We start from the raw sequence: 20823 nt of genomic DNA, 5'->3' as shown, positions 1-20823 counted from the left end.
ATATGAAATTTAAAACAAATTCTGAATATGATAAATCACAAACTTTGATTAAAAAATTATTTCCAAATAAAGAAAGTATAGTAATAAACGATCAGCTTACAATAGAAGTAAAATATGGGGGATTAGCTAGTTATACCCCTGAGTATATAAAACAAACTGTAAAAGATGCTTACGGAGCCTGGTCTGATAATTTCTATTCACAAAAAAGCGTTCATTCTGGTCCAGTAAAATTGCAGCTTTATGTGCTGAAAAATTACGATGATTACAAAGCTCACATCAAGGAACTTTCAGGTGGTAAGGACCATAGAGAATTATGGGGTGGTGGAACAGTAAGAGCACACGAAGCTGACGGCACGATAGCAAAGACTTTTATTGTTGGAGATGTAAATGGCTTACTTTGTGCAAAATCTAAAATTTTAATGGAAAAAATGAGCGATGCATTTCTTGAGTACTCTACCGGTAATATGGATACAGTACCTGAAGTTTTACGTACCGGTATGAAGCTTTTCATGTGGAGCTATGATGCAGCTAAAAAAGAAAGCACTCGCGATATGCATTATACAAAAGAAGCATACAATAAAATGCATGAATCTGGGCATGATACACCATATAAAATAGCAAGTATGTCTAACGACTATAGAATATCAGATTGCTTAGTGACATTCCTACAAGAAAAACATCCTCAATTCATAAAGCAATTGCTTACTGAAATGTCCTTCAATAGAGTAGAAGCGATATCAAAATTCAAGCATCTTTTGAATAACTCAGAAGTTGAAAAAGAATTTAAGCAGTGGATGGATGTAAAAAGTGGCGATAAAATTGTGGCAGATCTTGTGCCAGATAGTGAAGTTATGACTTTTGGCGAACACAAGCTTCAAATAAATATAAAATATGATGATGAGGAATTAACTCAGAGCAAATTGAGTAGTGTAAAAAATGCCATCGAGAGTACTATAAAAGATTTTGATTCAGCATTTGGCATTAATAATTCTCAGCCTTGGCACAACATACCAAATAAAGTTAATGTTTTCGTATTTAATACAAAGAGTGACTACGAAAATTATCTTAAGGAGTTGAACGTTAACTATAAAGGCGCTTCTGGCTTAACAGTTCAAGGGCGTGGCTCAGAAGTTCATGTTTATTTTTATCTACAAGACCAATTTGATGACTCGTGTAAAACTTTAAAACACGAATTGGGGCACGCCTTAACTATCATTAATTCCTATTATGGTACAGGTGATGTCTTATCTAAGGCCATGCATGAAGGGGTTGCTAACTATATGGCAAGTTTAGAAGATGGTCGGCATGTCAATGACCACGGAGATAAAGAGGCCTTGATTGCAATAAAGAATAAAGGTCTCAAACCAGATGAAATATTGCGCAATAATATTTGGAGTAATAAAGGGGAACATTATCATTCGGATGCTGAACAAGTGATCAAATTTCTTGAAGATAAACATCCAGATATGATTGATAATTTGCTCAAGAGCCTTTCTAAATCTGGTGCAAATAGGTCTCAAGGTAATAAATTATTTGAGGATTTTTTGACTGAGCTGAAAGGTTATGATCAAGAATTTAAACAATGGGTTAAGGCTGAGCTGAGTGGTGAACAACATATGGAATATAATGTTGTTGAATCTAACAGTGTTGAAAGTTCAACAAGCCAACAAAGTGCAGGCAAGGGTCTATATGGTTATAGCCCAGTACATAATGTAAGTGGTGATAAAACCAAGATAGAAAGTGTCAGTAGAGAAGATTCTATGCAACCTGCTAAAAAAGTGAGTGAAGACGAACAAGGAAAAGCTGTTACAACAAAAGTTATGAAGTATAATAAACAGCCTTTCTTAAAGGTGAATATTGATGACAATAATGTAGAAAACACTATAGGAAAAGTAAACGAGATAAATAAGGTAACAGGTGCGACGAGTTTACATTTTGCTGCTTCATTGGGAGATTTAAGCAAAGTAGCAATGCTACTAAAACACAATTCATATACTGATACAAGAGACCATAATGGACAAACGCCACTACATTATGCCATTCAGTCAGGAAATACGGAAGTAGCAAAATATCTTATTGATCATGGAGCAAATCTTAATGTTCATGACAATTATTATCAGAAAACTAATACTAAATATGTGTATTATAAGACACCTTTACACTATGCCATTGAGTCTGGAAATATAGAGATAGCTAAATACTTAATAGATCGTGGTGCAAATCCTAATATTCAAGATGCTTATTCCAAAACGCCATTATACAGTGCTATTTATTCAGGTAATACAGAAATAGTGAAGTATCTATTAGATCATAACGCAGATCCTAATAGTAAAAGTTATTATACTTTTCCGTTACTTGCTGCTATTAAGCTAGGGAATGCGGAAATAGTTAAGAGTTTAATTGAGCATGGCGCAGATCTTGGTATCAAAAACACGTCAGCTCAAACACTGCTGCACTATGCAATTGAGCTAAAACATACGGAAATTGCTAAATACTTAATAGATCGTGGTATAGATGTTGATACCCGTGATATTAGCTCTGGTAAATCTCCACTACATTTTGCCATGTACATGAAAAATATGGAAGTAGTTAAATATCTCATAGAGCATAATGCGGATATTGATATTCAGGATAGCTACGGCTTAACACCTTTGCATCTTGCTGTTGATCTTGGGAATAAGAAGATGATAGAGCAGTTAGTTGAAAAAGGTGCGAATATTAATGCTCAGGATAATGATGGTTGGACACCTTTAGTTCATGCAGTGAGGCATGGAAAGTTAGATACAATAGAATATCTAATAAAAAACAAAGCTGACGTTGACGTTGTAGGCAAAGATGGCAGGACACTTGTTGAACATGCTGAGTTATGGGCAGAAGAGAAAGGACTAGCAAGAGATGTAATAGATAGCAAAGGCGGTAATGATTCTTATTATCGTGAGCTTTCAAAAGAAGCTGCAACTTGGGAAAAAGCTGGAAAGGATATGCTTAGCTATCTCAAAAAAATTACTATGCAAGAAGAAGAATCTAACGATATAGACCAAATGCCAGCAGATCAACCTGCGAGTGAAGAAAGGAGTAAAAGATCGATAAGAGGAGATGAAGAGAAGCAAGAGGAAACAATTGTTATAGATAATGTGAAACAACATCCTTTAAAAATCAAAGTGGGTGAGGCTGTTGAAATAGGGAAATATAAGGTAGAACTGCAAGTTACGTATGATGATGTAAGAAATTTTTATGACACTATACGTGGTAAATATCATGATGGTAGTGGATACAATTATGAGCAAGTAATGGTTTTGTACAATGAAATTGTTAGGCCAGCATCACAGCATCATGATGAACCATTTACTCTTGCTGAGTCCTATATTGCAGATGGGCATCTATTTATTAAAAATCAAGATTTTGGAATTTTGAATGATTTTAATGAGATGTTCTATAAAAGTGATGAGTTTATGTAATGTAAAAGGTGGATGAGAATTAATTGATATAAGGAATTAGATCTTTCACTGTCATCCCAGTGTTTCTTTCCCCTGCCATTCCGGCGTTTCCTTCTCCTGTCATCCCAGTGCTTGACACTGGGATGGCTTTGTTGCACCACTCAAGGAAAGAACAGGCAGTTACTGATGGAATTTGTTATAAAATAGATATTTAGCCGACAAAGGAAAAATATGCCAATAAGAATGAAAGTCAGTAACTGCAATGAATATAACAAATTTCTTCAAGAAAGGGGAAATGTTTTTCATTATATCAACGATGCCATTGAAAATTGGTACGAAAATAGTCCAAAAGTAGCAGGTGGCAACAATGTCTACAGCGACAAAGTAGTGATTCTAATTCACATAATAACCTATCTATTCAGGATTGGTCTTAGGCAAACAGTGGGATTTATAGAGAAATATCTTGAGCAAATAGGGAAAATTTTGCAAATTATCAGCTATTCGCAGGCTTCAAGAAGGTTTAAAAAGCTTAATATCAAAATCAACGACTGCAGAGTTGATAAGAACGATATGGAAGATATTGAAATTGCTATAGATAGTACAGGTATCAGCATCTACAATAATATTCCAGGCCATAGTAAGGCAAATGGTACAGATAGAAAGTATCGCCGCTATGAGCAAACAAGAAAGCTACATGTAATGCTAGAGATAGGTAGTAAAAAAGTTATAGCTGCAAAATACAGTAGTGGAGTTTATTCCGACCACTATGGAGCCTGTGATCTTATTGAAAGAGTGGATACCAAGTATAACATAAGCACGATATATGCAGATAGGGCATATAATCGAAAGAAGTTATACAAACTGTGCGATGAGCTTGACATAAAGACAAGGATTCCTCCGCAAAATAATGCAGTAGAGCATCCAAAGTTGGATTATATGAATGAGAGAAATTCTACAATCAAGCTCATAAAGTCATATGATGAAGATGGTATGAAGAGGTGGAAAAAAGAGATAAATTATTGGAAGAGATCTTATATAGAAAGTTTTTTCTCGCGACTGAAGCAAATATTTGGATTTAGTTTTAGGAATAAATCTGAGATTAATCGTGAGAAGGAACTGCTACTCAAGTGTTATTTGCTTAACAAATTTACTGAAATAGGCATGGCTAAGTTTGATATAGCTTCATGAATTTATTATACATTACCCACTATCCGAAGAGCTGTGCAACAAAGCCCACTGGGATCCAGTGTTCATATAATCTCATCACAAACGTTTATTTTAATTTTAGACCAATACCCAATTTAGAATCAAAATTCCTAGATTCCAGTGTCAAGCACTGGAATCTACTATGCAATTTACTTTTTTATATAACAAATAATATTAATTTATTAATTGACAGGTGGCGTGGGTTATACTGTTATTAAGATATATAGTTAATATCTTAATAATCAATATGCCAAAATATGTTAATCGCATTGCTCAATCTATTGTATTAAAAGTCTATACTGATAAGGAACATCCTAGAGTTAAAGTGTTTTATAAAACTGAAGATAGAGAAGATGGACAAGTTGAAACAAGACTCTCAAAACAGGAAATTGCGGAGTTTTTAAATCAATTTGCCAATAAAGGAAAGCACCAAATTTCTATCAGTAAAAATGTAGAACAAGGTATAATTAAAGATATAGAAGGTATACGTAGAGAAAATGGTAGATATGTATACAAAGCACCGGATTTATCAGCTGAAGAACAATATAATAAATTATTTGAAAGTGAGAAAGCTATTCAATTTAATTTGAATACTTTTATGTCAGATAGTATATCTAAAATTGTACAATTAAAAGATAGATTTGAAGAAATTTTAGGTTTTTCTCTCGAAAGAGGGTTATGTCACTCATTAAATTACTTTGTTACTTTTCTAAAATTAGAGAATAGGCAAGATTTTGTTGGATTTCTCGAGTCTGATAATATTATATCTGAACAAGATTTTATGAATTATATTGATGGAAGAAAAGAACAAACGATTAAGTTATTGATGATGAAGTTTTTATCGCAATTTTTACCTATTCTTGATGTTCAGAGCATTGAAAAGCGAGAAGGAGGTCCATTTTATTATGATGAGATAATATATAAGCAATTATGTAACGATCTATCTTCAACAAAAGTATGGGTCTATACTAACCAAGAACAAATCAAACGTTTCTTAAATGATGTGAAGATAGGATGCTACTTAGAATTTAGTTATTTTTGCTATGCTTGTAATGAAGAAGATGTCATTGAGGATGAGGGGCATTCTATGTTGGTGTATAAAGCAGAGAATGATAAATACATATTTTTTGACCCTAATAAAGGAGCGGTTAGCTTTTGTCCTGATACAGGAGCTGCTAATTTTACATTAGAGGAAGTTTGTAGGGTAATGGAACTTGCTGTAAACCATTATTCATATGATATGTATGTTGAAAATTTTGCAGATTATTGCGAAGTTCGTATTGGACTTAGAAATGCAACACTGATTTCAAAGAAAGCTGAAAAACTTTATGAAACAACAGAAAGAACAAATTCAAAAATAATTGATATATCAGTTGATAAAGGTATGAATAAATTGTTGCTCACACCTGCAAGTCTGTGAAAGGACATAACTCGATCTTTTTGGCTATTTACCAAGTATAGACATCAGCTCATTCCATTCTCTTTTACCAATGCCACTTTCTTCTCTCGCAACATTTTCTCCTTTTATTAGCTTGCGAATTATTTCAAGACCAGTTTTTGAAATACAGGCTGATTTTAAGGAGTATTCAATGAAAGCATTATAGGCCAGCGGGACCCATTTCTTTACTATGTCCAACATAACTTCTGCATAGACTCTAATTTCATATTGGGCGTGCTGATCAGCTCTAAGCCTTAAAAAGTGAAGAAGGTTGTGTAAATCTATTTTCCAATAAAACTGAGTATAGTAATTAAGTGTTAGATTAGTTCGGGCAATTTCCCTTGCAAGGCCCTGTTCAATAAATTTCTCATAATGAGAATATACTAAATTAGAATCATTTATTAGAGAATCTATTATTTCTTTTGAAGTACTTGAGTCAAAAGCTTCACCGCTGCCTTGTTTATTATTATCAGATTGTTTTGCAACCTGTTCTGGTATATAAAATTCATTATCAAGTATCGAATACCTTCCGGAATATTCATTCACATTTGCAGTTCTGTGTCTTATCCACTGTCTTGCAATAAAAATTGGAAGTTTCACGTGAAACTTAATTTCACACATTTCAAATGGAGTTGTATGATGATGCCTCATCAAATACTTTATAAGCGCCTCATCTTGATTTATCTGTTTTGTTCCCTTTCCATAAGAAACGCGAGCAGCTTGAACTATGGCGCTATCAGAGCCCATATAATCAATTACTCGAACAAATCCATGATCTAATACTTTATGTTCTTCGTATAGAATGTCATCTATTTCTTTTACTGTAGTTCGCTTAGTTGTCTCATTCATAATATATCCTCAAGATGAAACGAAAATATCAGCCCCGCATGAATTGAGTTTTTCGTGCATTGCCTCATATCCTCTCCATAAATGATGTGAGTTATTTATTGTAGTTTCTCCTTTAGCTACCAAAGAAGCGAGAATTAAAGCTGCTGTTGATCTTAAGTCATTAGCATATAGATTAGCTCCAGATAAGCTCTTTATTCCACTTATAGTAGCTTTATTTTTTTCGATGCTGATATTAGCACCTAATTTTCTTAGCTCATTTGCATGTGCAAATCTACTTTCAAAAACGTTCTCTTCAATGATTGATATTCCACCTGCAATTGACATAGCAGACATTAGTTGTGGTTGCATATCACTGGGAAAGTTGGGATATGGATTTGTTGCAACGTGAGCAGATTTAATAGAGCCATTTTTTCTGGAAATAATAATACCATCGTCATGTAACTCAACTCTGGCTCCTATAGTCTTCAATTCATTTGCAATACATTCTATATCAGACAAACTTACTCCTTCTAACTTTAGCTCGCCGTCGGTAATGACAGCAGCCAAAGCATAAGTACCGGCCTCTATGCGATCTGGTATTATTTTATGCTCACACCCATTTAATGCTTCAACACCTTCTATTGTGATTTTTGTATTATTAACTTCAATATTGGCACCCATAATCTTCAGAAACTCTATTAAATCAAGAACTTCCGGCTCGATTGCAGCATTGTTTATTATTGTTACTCCCTCTGCAAGTGTTGCTGCCATTATTATATTTTCTGTTGCACCAACACTTACTTTTTCAAATGTTATTTCTTTGCCTTGCAATTTCCCCTTTGTTGTTGCAGTTATATTACAGCTATCAATTTCAATTTTAGCTCCCATTGCTTCAAGTGCCTTAATATGAATGTCAACAGGACGTTTTCCAATATTACATCCACCAGGAAATACTGTTGAAACTCTACCAAATCTGCTGAGCATTGGACCTAGCATTAAAAAAGATGCTCGCAGTCTGCTTGCAATTTCATGTGATATTAAATAGTTATTGATATTGCTACAGTCAATTTCCAAAGTGTGATTTGCTTTATAGTCTTTATTGCATATAAAATTTACTTCTGCACCAAGACTCTTAAGCAGCTCAGACATCAAATGCACGTCAATTAAATCAGGTACGTTATGCAAAGTTATTGAAGAATTACTAAACAAGTTTGCCGCCATTATTGGCAAGACGGCATTCTTTGAACCATTAATCTTGATTTTTCCAATCAAGGGCTTATGGTTACTTCTTACTAATATTTTATGCATTTAATCAAGCGATAGAACTTATCAAGTAAGTATAATAGGTTAGCGGTAAAAGGCAAAATTTTGCTTTTTCTTCTTCTGTCATTCGAGTAGCTGACACTAGGATCCATTTCTTCATCATCATCAAAATGTTATATTTCAACATTACTTTTATGCTGACCAATTTAACTGGATTCTAGTTTCAGCTACTCGAATAACATTTTCGTAGTCGATTCAAAATAGCATAATTAACTACACCTTTCCAAAGATGAGAGACGCGTTGGTACCACCAAAACCAAATGAATTAGAAAGCGCATATTGAATTTTATGCTCTTGAGCTTTAAGTGGTACAAAATTTAAATCACACCCTTCTGAAGGTTTGTGTAGATTTAAAGTTGGTGGAACAATTCCATTGTTTAATGCAAGGATACTAAATATTGCTTCAACACTTCCTGCGGCACCAAGTAAATGTCCTATAGAAGATTTAGTCGAGGAAACAGGTATTTTATAGGCATAGTCACCGAATAACTGCTTCATTGCTATTACTTCAACTTTATCCCCAAGTGTTGTTGAAGTCCCATGTGCATTGATATACCCAATTTGACTTGGGCTTACTTGTGCACTCCTTAAAGCAAGTTCCATTGCCTTAAGTGCGCCTCTTCCTTCTGGACGTGGTGCTGTGATGTGGTGCGCATCTCCTGTGAGTCCATATCCAGTGAGTTCCGCATATATTTTTGCTTTTCTTTTTTTTGCATGTTCATACTCTTCCAGCACTAATATACCTGCTCCTTCGCCCATGACAAATCCATCACGTTCTTCATCCCATGGCCTTGAGGCCTCTTCAGGCTTATCATTGAATTTAGTTGATAGCGCCTTCATCGATGCAAAACCTGCAATTCCAACTCTGCATAACGCGCTTTCTGCTCCGCCTGCAATCATAACGTCAGCTTCACCGAGTTTTATAGCTCTTGCTGAGTTTATAATCGCATGCGCACCTGTTGCACATGCAGTTACCGCTGAGTCATTTGGACCTATAAATTCGTATTTAATAGAAATATGACCAGATATCAAATTTATTAGACTTGCAGGAACAAAAAATGGGCTAACACGTCTAGGCCCCTTCTCCTGCATGGTAATTACATTTTCCTGAATTGACGGAAGACCACCTATACCAGAACCAATAGCTACACCTATTCGCTCTTTATTAATATTTTTATTTTCCAAAATTAGTGAATCTTCTACTGCCTGAACAGCTGCTGCAATTCCGTAGTGAATAAAACGATCTGTTCTTTTTAGGTCTTTTTCAGAAATATAATCTGGTGAATTAAAATAATGCTCAATGTTATCGGATTGCATAGGCACCTGCCCTGCAACCTGACAAGCAAGATCAGAAGAGTCGAACCTATCTGTATTGATTGCTTTGATGCCAGATTTACCTTCTTTCAGCTTTGACCAGGTGTTATTAACATCTGCTGCTAGTGGAGTAATTAAGCCAACACCGGTAACTACTACTCTTCTGCTCATTCAACATCAATTGTTTGCTTTGTTTACTACATATTCAACTATCTGTTCCATAGTTTCCATTTTTTGCGCATCTTCATCAGGAATCTCTATACCAAATTCTTCTTCAGCTGCCATGATTATTTCAACTGCATCTAAACTATCTGTGCCATGGTCTGAAAGCTTTGAAGAACTACTAAATCCCTCTACATCCTTACTGATGTGCTCTAGTATAATCTTCTTTACTTTTTCTTCTATATCTTCCCTAGTGCTTTTTGCCAATTCGTTCATTTCTTACTAAAAAATAACCTATTCTCTGATGTTATAAGAAATTTTGATGTTTGCAATAGCTTTTATGATTATATAAACTATTAAAAACTTCCTATCTCTTAGCACTCGATAGTTAATAAATTTAAAAATGCTAGACGAAACAACAAAAAATTTGCTTGTTGTAGAAGTGAATAAGCTCTTACCTGAAAATAGCGAGAATAAACTTATATCAGCTATGCGTTATGTGCTTCTTGCTCCTGCAAAACATATACGTTCTTTTTTAGTTATAGCATCTTCGTCGATATTCAACATAAAGGTTGAAAAAGCAATAACAGCAGCAGCAGCAATTGAATTTATTCATGCTTACTCCCTAATTCACGATGATCTGCCATGTATGGATAACAGTGACACCCGCAGAGGCCAGCCAAGCTGCCACAAAAAATTTGGTGAAGCAACAGCAGTACTGGCCGGAGATGCATTACTTACCCTGGCTTTTGAGGTATTATCTTTGTTAAATTGTGAGATCATAAAAGTGCTCTCTCAAGCAATAGGAATGAAGGGAATGGTGGGAGGGCAGATTTTAGATATAGGTGCAGATTTTGACAAAATAAAAGAAATTCATTTGATGAAAACTGCAAAACTATTTGCAGCTTCATGTGAAATAGGGGCTATAATAGGAGGCGCTACAGACAAGGAGCGGGAAGCATTATATAACTATGGAATAAATCTAGGGCTTATTTTTCAAGCCAAGGATGATATCGAAGATTATGAGCAAGATAAAACAAACAATTTAATGTCCGTGCTTGGAAAAAATGAAATGGAAAACTATATAGATAGTCTCTTTAAACAGGCCTCAGATAATTTAAGTACGCTTTCAGGGAATACTAGTGACTTATATGATTTATTGAATCAAGTAAAAAAAGATGGTTAGAAAAATTATATTACAAATGTTTATCTCTGTAGTAATGACTCTCACTTTAGCTTCTGCTTTTATAATTACGATTGTTTATATAAACAAAGATAAACCAGAGAAAAGGGAAAAGCTTTACGAAATAAATGCTACACATGGTGGTTTGACACAGATGATAGCAAGTTATTTGGTCAGGCCGATACTTGAATCAGCTCTTGATCGTTATATTGAAAAGCATGGGTTAGCAGAATATTTAGAAGAAATAACACAGCAAAAAGAAGAAGAGATGATAAACTTTTATGAAATTACTGAAGGCAGTGGCAGTAAAGTTTTCTGTGGCCAAGAAGTTCTGCTACAAATGTACAAAGTCTCCAACAACCTAGCAACGCTACTTCCGACTGATGTCAATTTGAAAATAGGTCAGGATTACTTAAAAGAAGTGAGTTTAGGGGTAATAGGTATGAAAGAAGGTGGAGAGCGTGTAGTTACTATTGCCGCTGATGACAACAAAATGAGTTTTAACTCTTATTACATCAAACTGATTGAAGTAAAAGATAAATATCCTGATTCAGTAAATAACCTAATGATTTTTAATGACTTAATTAACAAAACTGGAAAACGAGTAAAATGTGGCGATGAGATATCAGTTCAATATAGCATAAAGAGACATAATGGTGAGTATATAATCAAAGATCAAATAGTGCAGTTTAAGGTTGGTGACAAAAAAATACCACTTGCTATAGAACTTGGAGTTGTGGGAATGAGAGCTGGTAATAAAAGAACAGTTCTTTCTTCACCTGATCTTTTAACTGATGTGTTAACAAAAGGCATAGATTGTGATATTGCAATAATTGATTTAAGCTTGAATTCTACTATTGGAAAATAGCTTGAAGAATTACGAAGTAAGAAAAAATAAAACCTCTTGAATGCTCTATATTACTTAAAGTAGGCTTCCTCTAAAGTATAAATTTAGATAAATCAAGCTGCTTTGAAATTGACTCTAGTTTATCTCTTACATATTTGCTATCTATAACAAATTTTTCACTATTTTTTTCAGAAGCGATAAAACTTATTTCATCCAAAAGCTTCTCCATGACAGTATGAAGTCTTCTTGCACCTATATTTTCCACTTCTCTATTAACTGTAAATGCTATTTCAGCTATAGTCTCTATACCATCATCAGTAAACTCAAGTGTTACATTTTCCGTTTTCATTAACGCTATATACTGTTTTAACAAACTAGATTCTGGTTCCTTTAATATTTTTATTAGATCCTCTTGAGTAAGCGCCTTAAGTTCCACTCTAATTGGCAATCTACCCTGTAATTCTGGTAAAAGATCAGATGGCTTAGATAAATGAAAAGCACCAGATGCAATAAATAATATATAGTCTGTTTTTACGGGGCCATACTTAGTTGAAACAGTTGTTCCCTCAAGTAATGGTAACAGATCGCGCTGCACTCCTTCTCTGTTGACTTCACCTTTTATTTCTGTACGTGCTGCAATTTTATCTATTTCATCTAAAAACACTATGCCTTCATTGCTAACAAGATCAATCGCTTCTTTGATTATCTTGTCTTCATCCATTAACCTTTCGCTTTCTTCATTAATCAATATTTCACGTGCTTCTTTCACTTTAACTGTAATAGTTTTTGTTTTTTTGCTCCCATTAAACATCTTGCCCACGATTTCTGTTACGTTCATCACACCAATTTGCCCACCTGGCATGCCAGGTATATCAAAAGTGGGTAACATACCCTTGCTCTCCCTGACGTTAATAGAAACTTCTCCATCTTCAAATTCCTTATTTCTCAGTCTTTCTCTGAAAACTTTTTTGCTTTCCTCGGTTGCATCTTCACCAACCATGGAGTTGACTATTATCTTTTCAGCCAAACCTAAAGCTTTTTTAGTTAAGGCTTTACGTGCTTTTTCCTTAACTAAAACTATTGCTGCGTCAACTAAATCACGTATTATCGAGTCAACATCACGTCCAACATATCCTATTTCAGTAAATTTCGTTGCTTCAACTTTTATAAAAGGTGCACCAGCAAGCTTTGCTAAACGGCGAGCTATTTCAGTTTTACCAACTCCCGTATGGCCTATCATGAGTATATTCTTAGGTATAATCTCTTCACGTAGTGGAAGTGGGACTTTATTTCGACGCCAACGATTTCTGAGTGCAATAGCAACAGCGCGCTTTGCATCATTCTGCCCGATTATAAATCTGTCTAATTCTTTAACTATCTTCTGTGGTGGTAGATCATCTAATAAAGCTTGTGAGCTTTGAATGCTGCTACTTCCTGTACCTTCATTTTCATAGAGGCTATTTTTCTCATTATAGTCATCATTATTATCAAATTGACCCACTACAGATTGACTAGAAAAATTGGCACACAAAGTTCTTGACATATTACTCCTCTATTTTTTCGATAATTAGATTATGGTTTGTATAAACACATATATCAGCAGCTATCTTCATAGCCTTTTTTGCAATCTCCTCTATTGATATTCCTTCAACGTCAATCAAAGCTTTTGCTGCAGATAAAGCAAAATTTCCTCCAGAGCCAATGGCTGCAATGCCATCTTCAGGTTCAAGAACATCACCCGTTCCTGTAATGACCAATGAAATGGACTTGTCTGCCACGATCATCATAGCTTCTAATTTTCTTAGATATTTATCCATTCTCCAGTCTTTTGCAAGTTCAACACATGCCCTCATTAACTGTCCTGGGTGCTTATCAAGTTTAGATTCTAGCCTTTCGAAGAGAGTAAATGCATCAGCTGTTGCTCCAGCAAAACCGGCAATTACGGAATCACCAGAAAGACGCCTAACTTTTTTTGCTCCAGATTTTATAACGGTATGGCCTAGCGAGACTTGCCCATCACCTATTACTACTACATTTTTGTCTCTTCTAATTGACAGTATAGTAGTACCATACATTTTACTGCTGTCATGATGAATCATTTTTTTGTTATTTTAATTCGTTATATTATATTAAGATTATAACTTATAATATAGTACTTTTCTTATAACATTTAAAGTGTAGATGCAAAACATAATTCATCCAAATCTGGAAAAAGATATAAATAATTGGTTCAAAACAAAATTTAATGGTTTTACATTACCATTTTATAGCTCCATAGATCTTAGGAATTCAGGCTACAAAATTGCTCCAGTAGACGCCAATTTATTTCCTGCAGGGTTTAATAACCTAAGTGAAGTATCAAAAGCGATAGCAGCAAAATTGATAAAAAGCTACTTCGAAACAAAACAATATAAAAAGGCCCTTATAATACCGGAGAATTACACACGAAATAAAATGTATATAGAAAATGTATTTGCTATAGAAAAGGTACTGCAACTCGCAGGTTTTGAAACTAGAATTGGCCTCTTTCATAATGAAACGTACAATTTAATAGAACAGTATGAAACTGTTGTGAAAGAAAACTCTTTGCTGAAGACAACTTCAGGATTTGTGCCTGATATTATTATACTGAACCGTGATATGACGAGCCACATTCCAGACACGCTAGAAAACGTAAAACAAGAGATAGTGCCAAGTCCATTATATGGCTGGCACAGTAGGCAGAAATTTCAATATTTTGAAATCTATCAAAAATTAGTGTCCGAATTTTGTGGCGAATTTAAAATGGACCCATGGCTTATTTCTGTGCTTACAGAAAGCTGTAATGGAGTTGACTTTAATGATGATTCATCACTAGGAGCAGTAGCGACTAAAGTTGACCAAATATTATCTCTAGTGCAAAAAAAATATGAGGAATATGAAATAAAAACACAACCTTACGTTTTTATCAAAGCAAGCAATGGCACATATGGAATGGGCATTATAACAGCAACAAGTGGAAAGGAAATATTAAATCTCAATAAAAAAAAGCGTCATAAAATGAAAAAGATAAAAGAAGGAATAGCAATCAATAGTGTTATTATACAAGAAGGTGTACCAACTATTGACATATTTAAAAGTAGTTCTGCAGAACCGCTAATATACTATATAGGAGATACTCCAACATGTTACTTATACCGATGTAATAGCAGGAAAGATGTATATTCTAGCTTGAATTCCACTGACTGTGAATTTTATGACATCAGCCAAGAAAATAAAACTTTGCCACTTTGGAATATTGTTAGCAAATTAGCAGTGCTAGCATTGGCAGTAGAAATTAAGTCTTTTCATCTCTAATAATTAATTTCTACAATGCTGCCATTATGCTGAATATGGTGAGCGTCATCAAGTCCAGTAGAAGGATCAGTACCATTATTAGGTTGATTGACAAACTTATCGATGTTTGATACTAGATATGCTATACTTAGTATCAAACTAACCGTAACAGTTAAGTTGAAATTATAGATTATGCCACCACCCAAGTCTATTGGTATGGTTGGAAGTTCCATTCTTTTTAATATGAAGCTTAACAAGCCCAATGACAAAGTGAATGTGCTAAAAATAACTTCTTTGCCATATTTAGCAGACTTTTCAGAATCCTTATTATCTAGATACTTCTTCCATGTATAATAACAGTTTATGCATTCTGAAAATAGAAATAGAACTGCTGATGTTAAGCTAATATAACTTATTACATCCTTGTTGTTTCTAGCTAAGAAATGAATGATTTTTGTCTGCATCAATATTCCTATGACACAGTTTGCCAAGAAGGCTAAGCTACCCACAACCTGTATTGGTTTTTCAGGTTCATTTCCCCCTTTACCATTCTGAAGTTTTTTAGATTTATATCCAGCTAAATTGAGACCAAAATGAAGAGCAAATATTATTGATGTTGGTAGTTTTATGAACTTAGAAATATCTAATACAGTGCAAATATTGGATCTGTTGTTATCAATAAACTCGCAACAGAATTGCAATGAAATTTTACACAATATGCCTGTTAAACCTACTGCAATACAATACATCTTTCTAATATCATGATTGTGAGCATCATGTATATTTTCTATAAATGTATTTGGCTTACCTTTTGGCATAAGTAGATAATAAAATAATAACTTTTTAATATTATACTATAAAAATCTAAAAAGAAAAGTGCTATAAATCAGTACTTTGAGAGTGATCTAAACATAAATCGGCCAAGCACTTGATAAATAAGAGATCAGTACTGAGAGTTGGTACGCGAAAGTAATATCCGTCTTTGATAATTGCTTTATACTCTATATCAAGTTCAACCAGTGTTTCAGAATGCTCAGAAACAAAAGATATAGGTGATAAAACTACAGGTATATTATCGTCTTTTGCGCGTGATAGCTCACTTTCAGTGCTAGGCTCCAACCATTTTACAGGGCCAACCTTACTCTGATAACATATTCCCCAATCAAGATCTTCAATATTCAATTTTTTTACTATTAATTTTACTGTTTTTTCTATCTGTGAAGCGTAAGGGTCGCCTTTTTTAATGATACTAAGAGGTAAGCTATGAGCCGAGAATAGGACTCTTGGCTTACCGATTTTGCTAGCTAATTTATAATATTTAGACGTCAGATTAACATGAGCTTCAATAAAGTCTTCATTGTCATAATAATGGTGAATTGTTTTTGTGTTACATTCCAGTTTGGCATTTTTTTGCCAATTCTCGATGGATGATAGAGTTGTGGTGGTTGAATATTGCGGATATAGTGGTAACAGAATGATTTCGTCAGGGTCGAATTGCTTTACGCTTTTAACAACTTCATCAGCAAATGGATGCCAATAACGCATGCAGATGAATATCTTATATACATGGTTTCCATTTTCATTTAATTTTAGTTCTAAAGCATCAGCTTGTGCTTTCGTATTCTCCAAGATTGGCGATTTACCTCCAATGTGCTCGTATATTTCTTGTGCAGTACTTTCTCGCCTTTTGGAGATAAACTTTGCTAAAAGGAAGCGAAAAGGATTTGGTAGATTTATTATTCTTTTATCGTAAAAAAGATTAAATAAGAAAGGACGGATCGCACTTAGTGAATCAGGTCCGCCTAGGTTAAATAAGATTACTGCCTTCTTCACTGACAGCACCTTTCTTCAGGTTTGCCTATAAAATCAGCTACACACTCATCAAGTTTAGTTACAGGCACTAAATTTCTCACACTAGCATACAATAGATGGCCAGATCTCTTCACGTTACTCTGTGTAGATACAAAGTTTCTATCAAAAACCACATCAACACAAAAACTTGGCACTGCTTCAAAAAGTTCAACAGCAGCCAAAGATATCATTATGCAGCTTTGTAGAGCCTTCAGAAAAATCGTAAGGGGAAAAAGTAAAACCCTAACAAAGAGAGAGGGAGGACTTTCATTCATTAGTTGTCCTGGATTAGGAGAATTATACTCAATATGCTGTCTGTTTTTATCAAAGATAGGAAATTTATAATGTCTTTCTTAAATTCCTGCTCTATTTGTTCCTCGGTATAATTTTCATTATTAGTCATTTTTTTCAATAACTTTTCACGCAAGTGAAAGGTTCTTACAACAAAACATGTTGCAACCATCAGTGCAGCACATATAAGTGCGCACTCGATAAGGCTTATGTTGCCTACCATAGCTGGTAATACAAAGCAAAAAAACAGCGGTATGGCAATCATTTCACCAAATGGAACAACGTTCCTTTTCATCCCAAAAGCGGCACCTTCTTTTAATTTTGTATTATTGTGTAAGCTATACTCTAAATAACTTAAAAATGCCAAATTAAAGGTTAAAAAACCTTTTGTTCCGCAGAAAATTGATGATTTAAGATTATTCACTAGTTTCTTACGACAGTAAACCATAAACTACCCCTTGATGTTTTATTCTTGACTATAAATAAAAAATCTCTTTGATGGAACAAAAATTCACAATAAAGTAAATATACGATCTTAATATAAGGGAATGATATGGCAATTGAGAGAACACTTTCGATATTAAAACCTGATGCAGTAAAAAATAATATTACAGGCAGTATAAATTCTTACATTGAAAAATCTGGACTAAAAATTATAGCACAGAGAAAGATGCTGCTGACAAAAAAACAAGCAGAGCTGTTTTATGAAATTCATAAGGATAGGCCTTTTTTTGGAGAGTTGGTGGAATTTATGACTTCTGGGTCTGTGATAGTTCAAGTTTTAATCGGTGAAAATGCAGTCAGTAAATACAGACAAATCATGGGTGCTACAGATCCAAAACAGGCAGATAAAGGTACAATTAGGGGTGATTTTGCTAATGATATTAGTGAAAATAGAGTGCATGGTTCTGATAGTCTAGAGAATGCTCATAGAGAAATAGCTTTCTTTTTTGCTGAATGTGAATTGGTGTAGTTTTACCTTTTTACATATTAAATTTCTGAATTTTATGTTGAACTGTATAATACTAGCCCAATTTTTATTTTAAGCAATATTAAGGGAAAGCTTTTTCATGCACAGTATAGATAATATTTAAAATGGATCATGTTGTTAACGCTTATAATAGATCTGAAGCTTCTATAGTTAGAGGAGAAGGAGTATATCTCTTCGATAAGGATGGTAAAAAATATTTAGACTTTGCTGCAGGAATTTCTACAACCTCTCTAGGGCATTGTCATCCATACATTACAGATAAACTGAAGGAGCAACTGGATTCATTATGGCACTGCTCTAATATTTTTACTATTCCTCAGCAGGAAAGGCTTGCTCAGCGTTTAACAGAACTTACCTTTGCCGATAAAGTTTTTTTCTGCTCAAGTGGACTTGAAGCAACAGAAGCTGCAATTAAATTTATTCGCCGCTATTTCTACTTAAATGGACAAGAAAAGCGCAGTCACATCATTACAATTGAAGGAGGTTTTCATGGCCGCAGTATTGCTGCAATTTCAGCTGGGGGAAATGAAAAATCACGCGAAGGTTTTGCTCCACTCCTTTCTGGTTTTGATAAAGTTCCAAGAAATAACATTGAAGCATTAGAAAAGAAAATCAATAGCGAAACAGCTGCCATATTTTTAGAGCCCATACAAAGTGAAGGCGGAGTACATCCATTGGACGTAGAGTATCTTAAAAAAGTAAGAGAGATAACAAAAGCTCAAGGAATAATTTTATGCTTTGATGAAGTGCAATGCGGATATGGACGGATTGGCTCTCTATTTTACTATCAAAATATAGGAGTTGAACCTGATATGCTCACTTGTGCGAAGGCTATGGGTAATGGATTTCCTCTGGCTGCATGTTTAGTAAAAGATTATATAGCAGAAGCAATCACTCCAGGAACTCATGGGTCAACTTATGGAGGTAATCCACTTGCCATGACTGTTGGTAATGCAGTACTCGATGTAATGCTAAAGGAAGGCTTTTTTGACCATGTTAAGAAGGTCAGTAAATATCTAAAAGAAAAGTTGTTGCCTTTGACTGAAGAATTTCCGAAGATCATTTCAGAAGTTCGTGGGGAGGGTTTATTGATAGGGATAGAGCTTAGAGTACCTTTGGCTGATAAAATTGTTAAACAATCTCTTGACAAAGGCTTAATAATGACTAATATTTTAAATAATAAGGTAATAAGAATAACTCCTCCACTTGTTGTTGAGAGTATGCATGTGAATGCAGTGTGTGATATATTTCATGATTTATTTTTTTATATTAAAGATATATAGACTTGCAAATGCTTCTTACAACATATAAAATCAACTCTGTTTCTATATCGCAATAACATCATACTTTAATGGATTGGTTATTGATTTCAGTATTGTCAGCAATTTTCTTCTTGTTGATCTTATCGTTTTTGTTTTCAGGAGCAGAAATAGGGTTAACCTCAATTAGCCGCTCCCGAGTTAATAAACTAAAGCTAGATGGCAATAAAAGAGCTAAGATAATAGACCGCTTGTTGAATACAAAAGAATTAACAATAGGAACAATATTACTGTGCAATACAATTATTAACATTACTTGTTCCGCTTTATTTACAGCAATATTTATACATTTCTTTGAAAGTGAAGGCATCTTTCTTTCAACATTCATGATGACGTTTTGTATTTTGCTATTTTGTGAAGTTTTACCAAAAACTTACGCCATGCAAAATCCTGAAAAATTTACATTGCTTTCTTCTTATTTTATGCTGTTTTTTGTCAAGATTCTTTCTCCATTGACATTAGGCATTCAGTTTATTGTCAATCTCATTCTGAAGTTATGTGGGCTTCATAAGAATAGGGAGGTAATATCTGCAGCAGATGCAATGCGTAACATGATTACTCTTCATCGCAGTGAAGGAACTATGTTACAACAGGATTTAGATATGCTAAGTAGTATACTTGATTTGGCTGAGACAGAAATATCACAGATTATGACTCACAGGAGAAGCTTATTTTCTCTTGATATAGATCGAAACAAAGAGGATTTAATAAGAGAGATTTTAACCAGTAGCCATAGCAGAGTACCTTTATGGCAAAAAGAACCAGATAATATTGTTGGAGTGGTTCACGTGAAAAATCTAATAAATGCCTTGCGTGAAAAGGATAATAAAATAGAGATTGCCAAAGTTATGTCAAAGCCTTGGTTTATACCAGAAAGTACGCCACTCAGTGTACAACTTCACAACTTCCGTAAAAACAGGAAACACCTTGCATTTGTTATTGATGAGTATGGAGTACTACAGGGAATCGTAACTCTTGAGGATATACTGGAAGAAATAGTTGGAGAAATTTCAGATGAACATGATTTGATCACAGAGAATTTTATAAAAAAGATATCCGATAATATGTATCACATAGAAGGAAAATCTACTATTAGGGATATTAATAGACAGTTACATTGGGATCTTCCTGATGAAGAAGCTACAACTCTAGCAGGTATGATTGTAAACGAGATAGAGCGCATTCCTGAAGAAAATGAAGAGTTTTCCATGTACGGTTTTTACTTTAAGATTTTAAAAAAAGATAAAAATATTATTACTATGATTGAAGTACAAGTAAAAACTGATAATACTGTAGTAGCAATTAATTAGTTGGGTTC

Annotated in this window: 19 protein-coding genes and 1 pseudogene; 10 read left to right on the top strand and 10 right to left on the bottom strand. The window is 34.2% G+C overall.

What is annotated here, in order from left to right:
* Positions 1–2: 2 nt before the first annotated feature.
* The 4 genes from ACQ4M0_RS03950 (at position 3) to ACQ4M0_RS03935 (ending at position 6063) form a co-directional block, all read left to right on the top strand.
* Complete coding sequence (locus ACQ4M0_RS03950) at positions 3–3458, top strand: ankyrin repeat domain-containing protein (protein ID WP_264376648.1); 3456 nt, start codon at positions 3–5, stop codon at positions 3456–3458.
* A gap of 59 nt (positions 3459–3517) precedes the next feature.
* Complete coding sequence (locus ACQ4M0_RS03945; protein WP_438456266.1) at positions 3518–3652, top strand: hypothetical protein; 135 nt, start codon at positions 3518–3520, stop codon at positions 3650–3652.
* A 16-nt stretch (positions 3653–3668) separates the two neighbouring features.
* Complete coding sequence (locus ACQ4M0_RS03940; protein ID WP_213863789.1) at positions 3669–4625, top strand: IS5 family transposase; 957 nt, start codon at positions 3669–3671, stop codon at positions 4623–4625.
* A gap of 265 nt (positions 4626–4890) precedes the next feature.
* Positions 4891–6063, top strand: coding sequence for a hypothetical protein (locus ACQ4M0_RS03935; protein ID WP_438456265.1), 1173 nt, complete (start codon positions 4891–4893; stop codon positions 6061–6063).
* 24 nt (positions 6064–6087) lie between these two features.
* On the opposite strand, the gene thyX is transcribed toward ACQ4M0_RS03935, so the two are convergent.
* The 5 genes from thyX to acpP form a co-directional block, all read right to left on the bottom strand.
* On the bottom strand, positions 6088–6930 hold the full coding sequence (thyX, locus tag ACQ4M0_RS03930; protein WP_007302176.1) for an FAD-dependent thymidylate synthase: 843 nt from the start codon (positions 6928–6930) through the stop codon (positions 6088–6090).
* 9 nt (positions 6931–6939) lie between these two features.
* On the bottom strand, positions 6940–8217 hold the full coding sequence (gene murA / locus ACQ4M0_RS03925) for a UDP-N-acetylglucosamine 1-carboxyvinyltransferase (RefSeq protein WP_213863812.1): 1278 nt from the start codon (positions 8215–8217) through the stop codon (positions 6940–6942).
* Positions 8218–8221: 4 nt separating this feature from the next.
* Positions 8222–8359 (bottom strand): hypothetical protein, encoded by a 138-nt coding sequence (locus ACQ4M0_RS03920; RefSeq protein ID WP_265014985.1) that lies wholly within the window; start codon positions 8357–8359, stop codon positions 8222–8224.
* A gap of 86 nt (positions 8360–8445) precedes the next feature.
* Positions 8446–9717: a beta-ketoacyl-ACP synthase II gene (gene fabF, locus ACQ4M0_RS03915; protein WP_438456264.1), complete on the bottom strand. Its 1272-nt coding sequence runs from the start codon at positions 9715–9717 to the stop codon at positions 8446–8448.
* A gap of 6 nt (positions 9718–9723) precedes the next feature.
* Positions 9724–9984, bottom strand: a complete 261-nt coding sequence (gene acpP / locus ACQ4M0_RS03910) for an acyl carrier protein (protein WP_007302173.1) — start codon at positions 9982–9984, stop codon at positions 9724–9726.
* Between the two features lie 127 nt (positions 9985–10111).
* On the opposite strand from acpP, the gene ACQ4M0_RS03905 reads away from it, so the two are divergent.
* Positions 10112–10894 (top strand): polyprenyl synthetase family protein, encoded by a 783-nt coding sequence (locus ACQ4M0_RS03905; protein WP_006014603.1) that lies wholly within the window; start codon positions 10112–10114, stop codon positions 10892–10894.
* Positions 10887–11759 carry an FKBP-type peptidyl-prolyl cis-trans isomerase gene (locus ACQ4M0_RS03900; protein ID WP_438456263.1) on the top strand — a complete coding sequence of 291 codons (873 nt, stop codon included), beginning with the start codon at positions 10887–10889 and terminating at the stop codon, positions 11757–11759. Before ACQ4M0_RS03905 ends, ACQ4M0_RS03900 begins: the two co-directional genes overlap by 8 nt.
* A 70-nt stretch (positions 11760–11829) precedes the next feature.
* On the opposite strand, the gene hslU is transcribed toward ACQ4M0_RS03900, so the two are convergent.
* Together hslU and hslV are read right to left on the bottom strand one after the other, a co-directional pair.
* Positions 11830–13281: an ATP-dependent protease ATPase subunit HslU gene (gene hslU, locus ACQ4M0_RS03895; protein ID WP_010406444.1), complete on the bottom strand. Its 1452-nt coding sequence runs from the start codon at positions 13279–13281 to the stop codon at positions 11830–11832.
* Between the two features lies 1 nt (position 13282).
* Positions 13283–13837, bottom strand: a complete 555-nt coding sequence (gene hslV, locus ACQ4M0_RS03890; RefSeq protein ID WP_010406442.1) for an ATP-dependent protease subunit HslV — start codon at positions 13835–13837, stop codon at positions 13283–13285.
* An 82-nt stretch (positions 13838–13919) separates the two neighbouring features.
* Between hslV and gshA the strand changes: the two genes are divergently transcribed.
* Positions 13920–15074, top strand: a complete 1155-nt coding sequence (gshA, locus tag ACQ4M0_RS03885; protein WP_010406439.1) for a glutamate--cysteine ligase — start codon at positions 13920–13922, stop codon at positions 15072–15074.
* Here gshA and ACQ4M0_RS03880 read toward each other — a convergent pair.
* The 3 genes and pseudogenes from ACQ4M0_RS03880 to ACQ4M0_RS03870 all read right to left on the bottom strand — a co-directional run bounded on the left by ACQ4M0_RS03880 (position 15071) and on the right by ACQ4M0_RS03870 (position 17643).
* Positions 15071–15871: a hypothetical protein gene (locus tag ACQ4M0_RS03880; RefSeq protein ID WP_019236750.1), complete on the bottom strand. Its 801-nt coding sequence runs from the start codon at positions 15869–15871 to the stop codon at positions 15071–15073. The two genes, gshA and ACQ4M0_RS03880, sit on opposite strands and share 4 nt — an antisense overlap.
* Before the next feature lie 61 nt (positions 15872–15932).
* Positions 15933–16886 (bottom strand): ferrochelatase, encoded by a 954-nt coding sequence (hemH, locus tag ACQ4M0_RS03875; protein ID WP_438456262.1) that lies wholly within the window; start codon positions 16884–16886, stop codon positions 15933–15935.
* A pseudogene (locus ACQ4M0_RS03870) lies at positions 16883–17643 on the bottom strand (hypothetical protein). The gene hemH and the pseudogene ACQ4M0_RS03870 overlap by 4 nt, the downstream one beginning before the upstream one ends.
* A gap of 105 nt (positions 17644–17748) precedes the next feature.
* Here ACQ4M0_RS03870 and ndk point away from each other — a divergent pair.
* From ndk to ACQ4M0_RS03855, 3 genes are all read left to right on the top strand, one after another.
* On the top strand, positions 17749–18168 hold the full coding sequence (ndk, locus tag ACQ4M0_RS03865) for a nucleoside-diphosphate kinase (RefSeq protein WP_007302165.1): 420 nt from the start codon (positions 17749–17751) through the stop codon (positions 18166–18168).
* A gap of 122 nt (positions 18169–18290) precedes the next feature.
* Positions 18291–19469, top strand: a complete 1179-nt coding sequence (locus ACQ4M0_RS03860) for an aspartate aminotransferase family protein (RefSeq protein ID WP_007302164.1) — start codon at positions 18291–18293, stop codon at positions 19467–19469.
* Between the two features lie 68 nt (positions 19470–19537).
* The gene (locus ACQ4M0_RS03855) at positions 19538–20815 is read left to right on the top strand and encodes an HlyC/CorC family transporter (RefSeq protein ID WP_438456261.1); all 1278 of its coding nucleotides are present in this window, start codon (positions 19538–19540) and stop codon (positions 20813–20815) included.
* Positions 20816–20823 lie beyond the last annotated feature (8 nt).

Source organism: Wolbachia endosymbiont of Kerria lacca (assembly GCF_051602725.1).
GTDB lineage: Bacteria > Pseudomonadota > Alphaproteobacteria > Rickettsiales > Anaplasmataceae > Wolbachia.
The sequence above is the reverse complement of the archived record's forward strand: the minus strand, read 5'-3'. Positions and strand labels throughout refer to the sequence as shown.